10 protein-coding genes are annotated in these 14,927 nt (G+C 28.2%); 3 read left to right on the plus strand and 7 right to left on the minus strand.

Annotated elements, in window-relative coordinates; genetic code table 11:
* Positions 1-48: 48 nt before the first annotated feature.
* The gene (pgmB, locus tag CA_RS13375) at positions 49-696 is read right to left on the minus strand and encodes a beta-phosphoglucomutase (RefSeq protein WP_010965902.1); all 648 of its coding nucleotides are present in this window, start codon (positions 694-696) and stop codon (positions 49-51) included.
* 155 nt (positions 697-851) lie between these two features.
* Here pgmB and CA_RS13380 point away from each other — a divergent pair, with 155 nt between their 5' ends.
* Both CA_RS13380 and CA_RS13385 read left to right on the plus strand, forming a co-directional pair.
* Entirely contained in the window at positions 852-1,313 is a 462-nt protein-coding gene (locus CA_RS13380) for a ferritin-like domain-containing protein (protein ID WP_010965903.1), read from the plus strand.
* Positions 1,314-1,435: 122 nt separating this feature from the next.
* Positions 1,436-1,909, plus strand: coding sequence for an iron dependent repressor, metal binding and dimerization domain protein (locus tag CA_RS13385; protein ID WP_010965904.1), 474 nt, complete (start codon positions 1,436-1,438; stop codon positions 1,907-1,909).
* Between the two features lie 51 nt (positions 1,910-1,960).
* On the opposite strand, the gene CA_RS13390 is transcribed toward CA_RS13385, so the two are convergent.
* From CA_RS13390 to CA_RS13400, 3 genes are all read right to left on the minus strand, one after another.
* Positions 1,961-3,955, minus strand: a complete 1,995-nt coding sequence (locus CA_RS13390) for a methyl-accepting chemotaxis protein (RefSeq protein ID WP_010965905.1) — start codon at positions 3,953-3,955, stop codon at positions 1,961-1,963.
* A 198-nt stretch (positions 3,956-4,153) separates the two neighbouring features.
* Positions 4,154-4,738, minus strand: a complete 585-nt coding sequence (locus tag CA_RS13395) for a DUF3862 domain-containing protein (RefSeq protein ID WP_010965906.1) — start codon at positions 4,736-4,738, stop codon at positions 4,154-4,156.
* Between the two features lie 119 nt (positions 4,739-4,857).
* Positions 4,858-5,679, minus strand: coding sequence for an SGNH/GDSL hydrolase family protein (locus CA_RS13400; RefSeq protein WP_010965907.1), 822 nt, complete (start codon positions 5,677-5,679; stop codon positions 4,858-4,860).
* 336 nt (positions 5,680-6,015) lie between these two features.
* On the opposite strand from CA_RS13400, the gene CA_RS13405 reads away from it, so the two are divergent.
* Positions 6,016-7,053 carry an HD-GYP domain-containing protein gene (locus CA_RS13405; RefSeq protein ID WP_010965908.1) on the plus strand — a complete coding sequence of 346 codons (1,038 nt, stop codon included), beginning with the start codon at positions 6,016-6,018 and terminating at the stop codon, positions 7,051-7,053.
* 70 nt (positions 7,054-7,123) lie between these two features.
* On the opposite strand, the gene CA_RS13410 is transcribed toward CA_RS13405, so the two are convergent.
* From CA_RS13410 to CA_RS13420, 3 genes are all read right to left on the minus strand, one after another.
* On the minus strand, positions 7,124-8,101 hold the full coding sequence (locus tag CA_RS13410; protein WP_010965909.1) for a GH25 family lysozyme: 978 nt from the start codon (positions 8,099-8,101) through the stop codon (positions 7,124-7,126).
* A gap of 215 nt (positions 8,102-8,316) precedes the next feature.
* Positions 8,317-9,240 (minus strand): ComEC/Rec2 family competence protein, encoded by a 924-nt coding sequence (locus CA_RS13415; RefSeq protein WP_010965910.1) that lies wholly within the window; start codon positions 9,238-9,240, stop codon positions 8,317-8,319.
* A gap of 319 nt (positions 9,241-9,559) precedes the next feature.
* On the minus strand, positions 9,560-14,923 hold the full coding sequence (locus CA_RS13420) for a diguanylate cyclase (RefSeq protein ID WP_010965911.1): 5,364 nt from the start codon (positions 14,921-14,923) through the stop codon (positions 9,560-9,562).
* Between the last annotated feature and the right edge of the window lie 4 nt (positions 14,924-14,927).

Raw genomic sequence — 14,927 nt, forward strand, 5'->3', positions numbered from 1 at the left:
TATTTTAACCTTATCAATAACAACTAAATACAGTTAATTTGTTTATTTTTATTTACAAATTACTTCTTTTATATCTACGCAGGATAAATCTTTAAATTTATAATTAGCTTTTATATTATTTGAAGCATATCCAACAGCTAAAACCTTCATTCCGCCAGCAATTGCTGCCTCAACTCCAGCATCCGCATCTTCAACTATTAAGCACTCTTCTGGACTTACCTTTAATTTCTTTGCCGCAAGTAAAAACACTTCTGGATTCGGTTTACTTTTTTTTATCTCTCTGCCATCTGCAACTGCATCAAAATATTTATCTAATTTTATCTTTTCTAAAATAATTGACGTGTTTTTACTAGAAGATCCAATTGCTATTTTTATATTCTTTGCTCTTAAGGTTTCTAATACGTTCATAACTCCTTTTAATATGTGCTTTGGAGTCAACTCATTTAATAACTCTCTGTATATAAAATTTTTCCTTTCCGTCATTTGAATTTTTTCTTTTGTATTGTATGTTTTTTTAGCTTTTTCTAAAATTATTTCTAAACTTTCCATTCTACCAACCCCTCGAAGTCTTTCATTTATTCTTTTGTCAAAATATATTCCTTCCTCATCAGCCATAGCCTTCCATGCTCTGTAATGATACTCATCTGTTGAAACTATAACTCCATCTAAATCAAAAATAACAGCTTTAATACCCACTTATTTCCTCCATTTAATCTATTATTTTAAAGAAGCTTTCCTAATAAACATTTTCTTTTCTTTATAACTTTCTTCTAAGTTACTATATTCATAAAGTACATTAAATGGTATAAAAAGTGAAACACTACACAAAATAAATTTGGAGGTGTTTTACTTTGAATACAACATTAAGTCAAAAAGAAAGAACTCTATTGGAGGACGCTAAAAGTCATGAGCAAGTCTGTATACAAAAATACAGCAATTATGCAAACCAAGCCAAAGACCCACAATTGAAACAAATATGCAAAGCAAACGAACAATCTGAAAGGACACATCTTGATAGTATAAATCAGCTTTTAAGTGGTACAATTCCTAACATGAATGCACAAAATTCTAATAAAAACATGACCCCTAGCCCAACTAATCAAAGTCCACAACTTAGCTTTTCAGATAAGGATTTATGCTCAGACTTACTTATGACCGAAAAATATGTTTCTAGTACCTATAACACTGCAATATTTGAATTTAGGGATACCAATGTTCGTGATATATTAAATCATATCCAAAAGGAAGAGCAAAAACACGGTGAAGCCATATTTAAATATATGGAAAGTAAAGGTTTATATAACGTACAGTAATTAAAATAATGGCATAGAAGGCTGTAAAGTTTTCCATGCCATTATTTTAATTTTCATTTTGAATTATTTTTTATAATTAAACATATAATTAATTATTAGATAGTGTGCAAGGTGGGGGTATCATGTCAAAGAATGAATTTTTTACATTTACAGAATATATGAAAAAAGATGAAAATCTTCTATCCCCTTCAGGAGAAGATTACATGGAGATGATATATAGACTTTCCATGAAAACTGGCTTTACAAGGGTTAATAACTTGGCTTCAGCATTAAACGTACAACCTCCTTCCGTTACAAAAATGCTGCATAAGCTGGCTAATTTAAAATTAATAAAATACGAAAAATATGGAGTAATTATGCTAGAGAAAGCTGGAACAGAATTAGGAAAATCATTATTAAACCGACATAATATAATTGAACAGTTTCTCAAATTATTAAGTATAAATGATGGTGTTTTGGAAGAAACTGAAAAAATAGAACATACCATTAATGCTGAAATTTTATGTGGAATGAATGATTTAGTTGATTTTTTTGCAGCATATCCTGATTTTTTTAAAAAATTCAATGAGTTTAGGAAACCAAAGTCTTATCCTTAAAGCATAAAACAAAGGACTAGAAATTATTTTTTAATCTCTAGTCCTTTATTTTTATAGCTTAAATTTTTTAACCTCATTCATCATTTCTCTTGTTCTATCATTAAGATTAGCTGCTGATTTTGCAACTGTACTTGATGATGTATTCATTTCCTGTGAAGAAGCTGATATTTCCTCTGATGCAGCAGATGTTTCCTCTGAAATAGCTGCTGTAGCCTCAACCTTATTACTTATTATATCTTTATTATTATTTAAATCCACTACTGCCCTGTTTATCTGATTAATTTTAGGAATAACCTCATTTATAGATGTTACTATACCTGTAAATGATTCTAACGCATTATCCACAACAGATATTTGATTTTCCAAATCATTTCCTACCTTAGATGTAGTAGTTACCATGCTTTTATTCTCATTATACACTTCACCTACTAAACCTGATATTTTTTCAGCAGATTGTCCCGCTTGTTCCGCAAGCTTTCTTATCTCATCAGAAACAACTGAAAATCCCTTACCTGCTTCGCCTGCTCTTGCTGCTTCAATGGCTGCATTAAGTGCTAATAAATTAGTCTGCTCAGCTATTGAATTAATAAAATCTGTTATTTCGTTTATATTTTTTATATGTTCACTTGATTGTACAATTTTCACTTCAAAATCTTTAAATGTATTTGTTACTTCTTTTATAGAAGTTGCAAGTTTATTCATCTTTATCCAACTATCTTTTGCCAAATCTATAATATTTTTTGAATTTACATCAACATCATTTACTTCAGCTGTAATCTCATCAAGACTGCTTACAAATTCATTTATAGTCTCAGTTATATCTGACATTTCTTCTGCTTGTGATGTTGCTCCTTTTGTCACCTCTCCTACCGCAAGTGTAACTGCTTCTGCTGAAGAATTCATCTCCTCTGCTATAGAAGATAGGCTCTCTGAATCTTCACTAATTTTATTTGAATTCTCTACTACAGCCCTTAACATACCTTTTATTGATTTTTGCATATTATCTATAGCTTGAACCATTACTCCTATTTCATCCTTCATACCAATATGCTCTTTTGATACTTCTACCGTAAAATCACCATTTGATATTGGAACTATATAGTCTGTTGCAACTTTTATTCGTTTTGCTAAATTGTTTGCTACAAGATATACAATTAAGAATGCTAATGCTAAAAATAGAACAGCTAATCCAGCTGTATACTTTTGTAATTTTGATAACTGATTATCCATCTCACTTTGCTCAACTATGACTGCTAACGACCACGTTGTATTTTTAATTGGCGCAAAAGCTGCAAATTTTTTATTTCCACCATAGGTATAATACCCCGAACCAGTTTTTCCTTGAGCCATATTTCTTTCAATACTAACAAGTTCCTCTAATGACGGATTCTTTTTTACATTCACAAAATCATTATCCTGCTTAGCTACTAATGTTTTATTATAATTAGCTATTTTAACCCCTGTATTGTCTATAGCAAATACTCTTCCTGTACTACCAAATTTAACTTCATCTGCTATTGAACTTATGATATTACCATCATTTATAGCTACTAATATTCCAGTAATATTACCATTTTGCCTTATAGGTGCTGCAAAACATACTTCTAAGTTTTTTTCTATTTTCCCTATAATGGGATTTGAAACAGCTATTTCTCCTGATAAAGCCTTTTTAAAATATTCTCTATTCGCAATATTGGTTGACGTTAAATTATTATATTTAACATTCCCGTTTAAATCTGCAATTCCAATTTTAATAAATTTATATCTCTTATTCTCATCGTTAAGAACTGCGAGCTTTTCATCTAATGACTTATCACTATTATTTATTACACTGTTAAAGGTTATTTGTTCAACCATATTCTTTTTATCATCAACTTTTGCTGAAATATAGCTTGCCGCCGATTTTGCAATTTGAGGCATTATACTTTCATTGTTATTTCTAAGTGCATTTGATGAAAGCATGCCTGCCAATATTCCCATACCAACTATAACTACAATAATCAAAGTTTCAATCATTAATAGTATTTTACCTTTTATACTCTTCATTATTTACCTCCTGCTTTCACATCCAAGTGTATACACCGAATTTTCTAATATTGTATTTTCGATCATTTTCTTCATTTTTCGTATATTTGTGACATCACGTACTTTTTTTATCGTTTATTCTTAAGAATACCTTACATGTAATTTTATAATAACATATTTATATTTTTCAAACCTTTATAATATAAAAGTATAATATAACTATTTCAATTTCTTTTCAGTTTTATAATCTACTATCCCATTAGTAAAAGTTATGTTCATACTAGATCCATCAGAATTTACCCATTGATACATCTTACTATTACTCCCCATCAAATTTGTTTCAGATAATAACTCTCCTTTTCCAACTAAGTTCTTTACCTTTTCATAACTCATACCTCTACTTATTTTTTTATATTTGACTCTGCTAATGTTTGCATTAATTTTTTCTAAACCAATTTCAATCTTGCTAACCACATAATTATTTTTAGTAATGACTACTATATAGCTGTCATCGCTATTTTTCCATTGATGATTCATCAATTCCCTTTTATCATTAATTTGTCCTGTCTTTTCACTTACCCCTAATATATTTTCTACACTTTTATAGTTCATTCCCATATTTATTCTTAAAAACTTCTTCATACTATATTTTTTATCCTTCACAGAATTCTTCATGTGGTGGCTTAAAGCCTTTCCCTTAGCAGCATAAGCAGCAGCGTTTTCTTTATTCAATTTAATAACTCCAACACTTACTAAAGCAAAAAACATAGTAATTGAAAATATTATTTTCATCTTACTTTTCATTTTAAACACCCCCATTTTATAGGGTATTAAATAATAATGGATATCATTCCTCTGTTTTTATCAAATAAATTAAAAGGATTTCTAAAATGATTTAACTTCATCCTAGAAATCCTTTTAATTTATTTATTATTTCTTTCGTATAATATCGGCTGTATCTTTCCATATATGTCACTTGCTATAGCATTCATTCCCTTGTCGTTAGGATTAAACTCATCACTTACACCATAATAAGTTTTTTCTCCCGAAGGACCTATATTGGTTTTATCCGACCATATTGGTTTTAAATTAACTACAGGTATATTTCTTTTTTGCCCTACACTATTTATTACCTGATCATAATTTTCTCCATAATTAACATTCCAAGTTGTCATTAAAACTATAATTGGATTACGTTTTACCTTTATTGTAACATCATCTATAAAATTATTAAGCTGATTCTCAAAAGCAACTGCTGATATGTTATTTGCACTATTTGAATCATTGGTACCATATTCTATAGTTATAACATCAGGCGCAGCACTATTTATTTCATTAACATTATTAATTGCCTCTGAAATAAGTGAACCACGCTTTCCCATATTATTTTTTTCAACCTGAAATCCCATATTGTTTGTAATTAAGGAGCTTAACTTATTAACAAAAAAGTTATCTTGAGATGTTGCCGAATATCCAGCTGTAACACTATCACCAACAGCTATATATTTAAGAACTTTTCCCTTGCCAACGTCCTTTGTATTCTTAGGTGTATCCTGCTTTTCTTGTGTCTTTTTGTCTTTTGGTTGACCTAGCTCTTTTTTTTGATACGCCTCAACAACTTTTTCATTATCCTTGTCTCTTTTTTTATCATGTATTATCCCGCTAATTATTACTGTAATAGTAATAATTAAAAGCACAAGTACCGTAACCGTCATTTTCTTATCAGATTTGTATCCATTACCCATTATATTGCTTCCTCCGCTAATATTAATAAATTCACAAATAAATGATATCTTATTTGCAGATAATTTTCAACATGAAATGTATAATTTAGTATTTCATAGAGATCAAAGGTTAAATTTAAGTGCAGTTAAATACTCATAATATTTTTTCTTTCAAGTTTATTACTTATTCTGCCAGTTTTTTTAAATGCAAAATTAAATACAAATAAAAAAAGGAGGAAACATAGGCAAAATTATATTAAAAAAGTATTTAGAATTATATTTTCATTACGATAACATATACATAACTGTTATTTATTACTAATAATATTTATTATTACCTAAGGGGTGAGAGATTATATGTCAAAACAAAAAAAATTATTGCCAATCTATGAGTTACAGCCTGGCATGATATCTGCAAATAATATAAAATTTGCAGAAAAGTCGCTTTTAACAGAGGGTGTTGAGATAACAGATACAGCTATAAGGAAATTAAAAGAAACTTATATAATAGATAAAGTAGAAGTGTATATTGATGAAGATAAACCTTTGAAATACAAGGCTGAAACCATGGATGAACTTGAATATTCGCTAAATGAATTTTCATCTAATTTAGAGGATATATTTAATGATATCGATAATTTAAAGAGTAATGGTATTAGTAGTTTAAGAAACTTTTCTCAAAAAGTACAAGGTGAATTTGAATCAGCTGGTCTAGTAATCAAAAATATAATTTTTTATGGAAGTAAAAATAACATCTACAGACACAGTGTTAATGTTGCTGCTATAAGTTTTATACTTGGAAAATGGCTTGGTATGAATGAAGAAGAAATAAACTTATTAACTTATGCTTCTCTTCTTCACGATTTTGGTAAAACCCAATTAGACAACAGTATATTAAAAAAAGAAAGTTCATTAACGCCAGAAGAATATGCAGTATACAAAACACATCCTGTTATAGCTTATCACCTGATAAAAGAAATTCCTGATATTAATGCTTCAGTTGGACTAGGAGTACTAATGCACCATGAACAAATTGATGGTTCTGGTTATCCTCTAGGAATTAAAGACAATAAAATTCATAAATTTGCAAAAATTATAGCTATAGCAGATATTTTTGATAAAGTTAATTCAGACAATACAAATGGTCCTTTTGAAGGTTTAAAAGCAATTAAAGATCTAAGTCTCGGTAAATTAGATTGCTCGTATAGCAATATGTTCATAAATCATGCAGTAAATTACTATATGGGAGAAAGTGTAACTTTAAGCGACAATAGATCTTGCAAAATTATAAAACTTGATACTGAAAATCTGACAAAACCTCTTCTTCTTGCGGATGACGGCTTTTTAGATTTAAAAAGTGAAAAAGACTTATATGTTAAATCTTTAATAGTATAGATAAAAAGCAGCTCAAATTTTCGAGCTGCTTAAAAATATACTTCCTTACTTTGTTGCACACAAGATATATTTAAGAATTTTCATTTAATAGCTTATTCCATGTGTCATTTCCAACAATTCCATCTGCATTTAAACCATGATTTGATTGCCATACCTTTACATTAGCCTCAGTTTGAGGTCCATACACTCCATCTAATTTGCCGCCTACTCTGTATTGAATATATCTTGTGGCATACTCATAATGCTTGAATTTAACACCATCTGTTGGCTTAGAATAAATTTCTGTAACTGCTGCAACCGTTTTCGGTCCCCAAATTCCATCCTGTGCTAACCCCATAGCTCCTTGGAATTCTTTAATAGCAGCTGTGGTACTTGCTCCACTTATCCCATCTACTATAAGACCTTTCTTAAGAAGTGTATTAAGCTGCTGCTGTATAATTTTAACTGTATCTGATCCTGTTATTATAAATTCACCTCTGCTGTCTGAATTTATAAAAATACCATCATTAAATTCATTCAAATCTACAGCACCAGACACTCCGCTTATAGAACCATTTTCAGTGTATTGAAATCCAACATATGGAGTATTTATACTAGGCCTTGTAACACCATATTCAGCTACCCATAAAGGTAAATCCTTAACACTATTATTTAAATTATTTTTATAGAAGTTAGTATAAGTGTAAATACAAACATCCAGTCCTTTTCCCTTTAAATAATCTGCAAATTTTCTTACATTTGAGCTTATTTGATTTGTGGTTTGACCTAAAGTAGCTTCAACATCAATAGCCAGCTTGCAATCGTAGCTTAACCCAGAAATAGCAGATAAAAAATTATCCGCTTCATTTATAGGATTATTAGCTCTTAAAAAATGATAAAATCCAACTTTAAGTCCTGCATTTTTAGCATCACTTTGAAACTGCCTAATTGTTTTATCTACATACGTTACACCCTCAGTAGCTTTTATATAAACAATCTCTACACCACTAAGCTTAACTTTGGAGAACTCAACATTGCCTTGTCCCGAATAAATATCTATACCCTTCAAATTCATCCCTCCTATCTCACAATATATCCTTTGTTGCCTACATTTAATTCTATTAGTGTACTGCACTTATATCATAGGAATTCTAAATACTTGACCGCCTTAATTTAAATTGTAGTATCTTAATAAATTTAACATTTTGGAATATGCGTATCAAAATTTAAACATAAAGAAATCCTATAGATTATATATGCATCTCTATAGGATATTGGTACATTTTATTTACTATATCTATTCTTTCTACTTCCCATCTTATAGTCTCCAGGACTACAACTAAACTTTATGGTACTACCATCACTAACACATATTATAGTGCCATTCTCGTCTGTTCTATACAAAGGTATGTTTCTGTTCTTAAGTTTTTCTACTGTGCTTTTATGTGGATGACCGTAATCATTATCTCTTCCACAGCTTATAACTGCATATTTAGGACTTACGTAATTTAAAAAATCATCTGTAGATGAAGTTCTGCTCCCATGATGAGCAATTTTTAAAACATCGCATTTGAGATCATATCCCTTCTCAATCATAGCTTCTTCATTTGAACTTTGAGTATCTCCTGTAAACAAAAATTTGTTTTGTCCATATGTAACTTTTACAACTATAGAGTATGTATTGAGATTACCCTCAGTTGGATTAACCGGCCCGTATACATTACAATCAGCTTTATTTAATTTAAAATTTTCACTATCAGGTTCATCAGCCTTTAATCCTTTTTCCTTCATAGCATAAATTAGATCCCTAAATGTTTTAGTATTAGTACTAACACTATTCATGTATATTTTATCAACTATAAAATTTTTTATAACCTTATCTGCTCCGCCTATATGATCTTCATGCGGATGCGTTAAAACCATATAATTTATCTCTTTAATATTTTGCTTTTTTAAATAGCTTATAAGATAATTTTGAGATTCATTAGTCCCTGTATCTATAAGCATATTTTTATCTCCATCCTGAACAAGTATACTATCTCCCTGACCTACATCTATGTAATGAACTTTAAATTGAGAATTGGATATTCTCCCACTTATATTAGTATCCTTTCCAAAGGTACTAATATCTTTTGAACATCCACTAATTAATATTAAAATACAGACTAGAGTAATAACACACTTTAATAATCTTTTCAATGAATTCATTAAATTTCCTCCATAATTAACCAGAAAACAATATTTTTATATAATTTTAAGAAAAAAGTAAAATTTAATATTTACTTTTTGATAATAAAAAAGTATAATAGAATTGCAGTTAGAAATACATTTTAATAAATTACCTTTAAAGAGTAACTTTATTCACTTTACATTTTATTATTTTTTATGGGTTGCCATTGAGAAAATATTTGTGAGAGGTACTTTTTAGTAATTACCTATAATTTTTAACTTTATAGTCAATTTCCCCTCGATTTTTTAACTTTTATACAAAAGCACTGGATTACAAGCAGCGCTTTTGTATATCTTTTTAAATAAGTGCTGCCACAATATTGGAAATTGCACTTGCAAAATTAAATTCCTCAAACTTAAATTCCTTTATCTTCGTTGGTACCTTAAAATAAAGTATACCTTTAATTATTCCCTTGTTATTTAGGGGAATAACCATTATAGAATCCCAATCTGGCATGCCTGTAGTCTCATCAAATCCACTTATGTTATCCCAATCAATCATGTATAAACCAACTTTTTTCTCTAAAACTTCTTGAACAATCTTATCATTGATATATGTCTTTTTAACAAACTCAGTTTTAAATATCTTTCTTGTATAAATGTGAGAAATTTGTTTGTCATCTAACAATATTATACTACAATATGCTGCCTCAAAAAATTCGACTAATCTACCTAGTACATTATATATCTTTTCCTCTACATTGCTGCTACTTCTAAGCAGTTCCATAAATTCAACTGTGACAAGTACATTTCTAGAATCTTTAACAGGATTACCAGTTACTATCCCTGTTATTTTATTTGTAACTTTAGCTTTATAGTTAAATCGTTCATTCCATATAACACATTTATTTCTTCCCGTATTCTTTGCTATATAAAGCGCTTTATCTACTTTTTCAAAAATTTCTTCTCTAGACCTTGCCATATCAGGATATGACACCAATCCAACGCTTATTGTTACACTTCTCTTATTTCCAAGTATTTTAGCTCTATCTATTTTCTCTCTTATACCATCTGCAATTTCATATGCCTTTAACACGTTATAGCTTGGTAATATAACTATAAACTCTTCTCCACCATATCTGGCACAAATAGATTCTCCATCTATATTATTTTTAACTATTCTACTAACTTCTTTTAATACCGTATCTCCTGTGCCGTGTCCAAACTTATCATTTATTGCTTTAAAGTTATCAAGATCATACATAAAAACAGTGAATTCCTTATTGGAATTTCTCTCTTTCTGAAACATTTCGTCGATATAAACATCCAGATATCTTCTTGTCATTACACCAGTAAGTGAATCAATAGTGGCACTGATTTTTAGTGTGTATTTATCAACATTTAAACTCAAAAGACCATTAAGCTCTATACATTTATTAATAGCATCCACATTAAAATTATTTAATATTTTATCCGTCTCAATATACAGTATACCAGATAGAATTTTATTATCTTGTTTATTGAAATTGGATAGTAGCTTATATACAGGCATGCATATTACTGCCTTTATATCATCCTCTAGTTTTTTTTCTGGTTTAAATCCAAATCTCTTTATAAAAATAAGCTTTTTCCTGGTATTAACATCATTAATTACCCAGTTTTCTTTAAGTATGTTATTATCAATAAAATTTCTATTTTGAGTAAATACTACTGTATCTTCATCTTGGGCTTGATTAAGAATAAAATAAATTTTTTTAGCAACTAAGCTGTGCTTTAAATATCTAAGTATATTTTGTATATTGGTTATAGATGAATCCACTTGATTTTTCATTACATCTATCCTGCTACTTACTTCCCTAGGAATAAATGACTGATAATATTTCTTCAAATCCTTTTTAAACTTTCTTGTATAAAACAACCTTTTTAAATTTGTACCTTCATAAAATTTATCTATTCCATCACCGTTAAGTATGACATCAACACTTTTGGAGAAAATTATTTCTTGACCAGCATATTCATTTACAATGCCTATATATTTTATTAAATCATCTCTTATACTATAACACATCGCAAAATCTTTCTTATATTTATCTGGAACACTCAAAAAATAACGCCATATAAAATCTATATAGTCAAAAAAATAGTTTATAGCCCTAATGTAATTTCCATTCTTTAAGTAATACTGTGCAATATTAGCATATAAGAATTTAAACACCTTTATATCCTTTTCATTTTCTCTAATAGCATTGATAGAGTACTTAAGCATTTTTTCACCAGATGCATTTAATGCTTTGATTACTTTCATAGCACCTTTCATTACATCATTTTTCATATGATAACTGGATAACTTTTTATAGATGATATAAAATATCTCTAAATCCTTTTTCCAATAAACTATTACCGCCAATTGTATTATTGTAGTTATGCTATTGACGCTTTTATTATTAATATTCATCTCATGTACAGCTTTTTGAAAATTACTAACCGACTTCTCATTTTTTTCAATCAGGTAATCTATAAAGCATTCAACTACTTCTTCCTTTTTTTTAATATTCTCAGACCCGTATTTCTCTTTAAATTTTTCCATGTATTCCTTAGACTTTTTAGGTAAACCAATCTTTAAATACGTTTCTATAGCTGCTATATAATACATATTCATAATATCCAAATCATTTTCAAAATCGACTATCCTTATAGATGCCTTAATAAAATATTCATATGCACTTTTTATATCATACATCACTAGACAAACCTTACATAACCTGCAGTAACAATATACTTCTATGTATTTGTCATTAGTTTTTTCAGAAAGATCTAAAACATTTTTAAACGCTTTATATGACTCTTTATAATTTCCCTGCTTAAAATCCAAAGTTGCTATTTGAGACAAAGATAATAGTTTAAAATGAGAATAATTAAAATTTGTTGCTATTTGAAATATCTCCAAAAGATAATTTTTACATTGTGAAAAATCCTCATAATAGTTACCATATATATATGCTATATTATTGAGCGAATCCAATACATAGGTTAAATTCTCCATAAAATATTTTTTATTAGTACAAATTTTATTATATTTTAAAGCTTTCTGCATATCTCTTTTTTCTATGAACGTGTTACTCAAAATATAGTACGCATAGAATTGAACATCTTCCATTCCTTTATTACATTTCTCAAGTACATTATTACATATAGAGATAGCTCTCTCAAATTCTTTATTAATGTAAAAATTAAATGCTTCTTCAGTATAAATCAAAAGTTCAAATTCTAACTTATAATATTTTTTCAAAAGCTTTTCTTGATTACGTATATATTTTCTGCTTTCTTTTAATTTAGAATTGGTTTGAAGTATACGCACTATTCTTTTTAATGCTTGAAACTGCACATCATACTCTTCTATACTTTCAGCAAGTGTTACAGCCAAGTTAAAGTATATTTGTGCCTCCTCTATTTTTTCATCTATAAGTAATAAATCTCCTAAAATAATTAAAAGCCTAATTCCACTTAAACTACAATCAGTTCTAATTGTCTTTACTAACCTTTTTATTTTGCTTATTACTTTTTCTCTATTATCAACATAGATTATATGCTTATATTTCCCCAAATAATATTCAATAATTTTATTAATATTTAGAGAATTTTCAAAATGATAAAGTATTTCTTCTCTATATTTATCAGGATCTATTTTTTCTAATACCTCCGCTGCCCTTTCATTAATACTACTTTTGTAATATGCATCCATTTTTTCTGTTAGGGTTGTTTTAATTACCTTATTAGAAATATTATAATATATACCCGAATCTTCTTCTATGTACTCTACTGCACCCCTTTTTATTAACTTTGCTACTGTTGCTTCAATAATTCCATCATCATATTCCTTAAAAAACATTTTTATAATACCTATATTCAAGCGTACATTAAATATACTCATAGCATTAACTACTTCTAATTCAATTCCATCCATGTCATTTATCTGATTTTGTATATTTTTCACAAGAGAACTGTGTATAGGTATCTCATTTATCTTATCATAAGATGTTACCCATAACCCATCTTCCTCATTTACATATATATACTTTCTCACATAAAGTCCTTTTAATACTTCAATTATAAATCCTGGATTTCCCTTGGTTTTCTCAAAAATTTTTTTAGCAAATTCCTTTGGAGGTGTAATTGTTCCAAGCACAGATCCTATAAGTTCATTAGTACCATTGAAGTTCAACTCATTAAGTGTAATATCTGTAAAACTAATTTTAAATAAATTTATAAATTGACTTATATTATTATTTACATAAATTGACTCATCCGAATATGAAAACATAATTACTATATTCTTAGTATTTCTTATTCTTCTATAGAAGTATCTTATGAAATCAATGCTGAAATCATCTATCTTATCTAAGTTATCTACTATAATAACTAACTTCTTCCTCTCAGCCATAATATTCATAAAATTTATGCATCTATCAAATAGTTCATCCTTTTGTTTCATATCTACTGAATCCTTTTTAATATCTTTAAGTATCTCGAATATCTCGTTTCCAAGTTCTCTTTCGTAGGTTTTTATTACTCTATAATCATAACTCACAAGAATTTGTTTAAAAATTTCATCAAAAACATTTCTTTTTATATAGTCTCTGCTGCCAAAACTGTAGTAAACATTATCCATATTAAACTTAAAAATATATTTAATTTCCTTTAAAAACCTTGTTTTTCCGATCCCGCTTTTCCCATGTACGATAAATAAATTAGATTTACTAATCCCACCTTTTGAAAAATTACATAGATTAAGAACCTTTTTTATTTCCTTGTCTCTTCCTACTATTTTTACATTATAATTTAATTTTTCAAGAGCTCTTACTTCATAAGTATCTACATATTTTTCAAACGCATCATTAATATGATTTACTATGTCTTTTATATTTGTGTATCTACGACCAATATTAGAAACCATCTTGTCAATAATTGGTGCTATTTTTAGCAAAAATTTTTTATGTGGGTTTTCCGAACACATTATATCATCCGTATTAGTTTTATCATCACATAATAACGACAAATCATCAATTTCAATATTCTTGACAAACTTACTCCTGCATAATTCAAATAGCAAAATGCCTAACTTATGTATTTGTTCTATTATATCCCTTTGATAGTCATTATAATTATCCAAATTAAGCTTAAAATTTATTGCTTCAATTCTGCTCTTGTACTTCTTATTAATTCTATCTAATTCAGCTGAGATTAGGTCATTAAGTTTAATATTAAACTTACCATCTTTATAATCAACATATATATTTTTAATGTCAATGTTCTTGTATACATATCCACTGCAATTTAAATATTGAATAGCAACACACACTTGTAAAAATATATCTAAAATACTATTCTCGTCTAAAGATTCTACTATATCTGAAAGTCTATCGGCTTCTCTATTTATTTCGCACGTGTAGTACCATTTCATATCATCTGTAAATTTATTATCTATACTATTTATTACATTCAAACTATACAATCTATATATACTTTTTTCATTTAAGTTCACTAAATTTATAAATTCATTTTTTATATAATCCTTTGCACTATCTGAAAAATTCTTTAAGTCTATTATACTAAGTCTTAATTTTGAGTCATTTCTTAAAAGATCTATAACTTCAAGTGATGTTAAAATTTGTTTATCATCTATTGTATCTACTATTCTATATCTATTATTAATAATGTTCACAAGA

The sequence above is a fragment of the Clostridium acetobutylicum ATCC 824 genome (assembly GCF_000008765.1).
In the GTDB taxonomy this organism is placed as follows: Bacteria; Bacillota; Clostridia; order Clostridiales; family Clostridiaceae; genus Clostridium_S; species Clostridium_S acetobutylicum.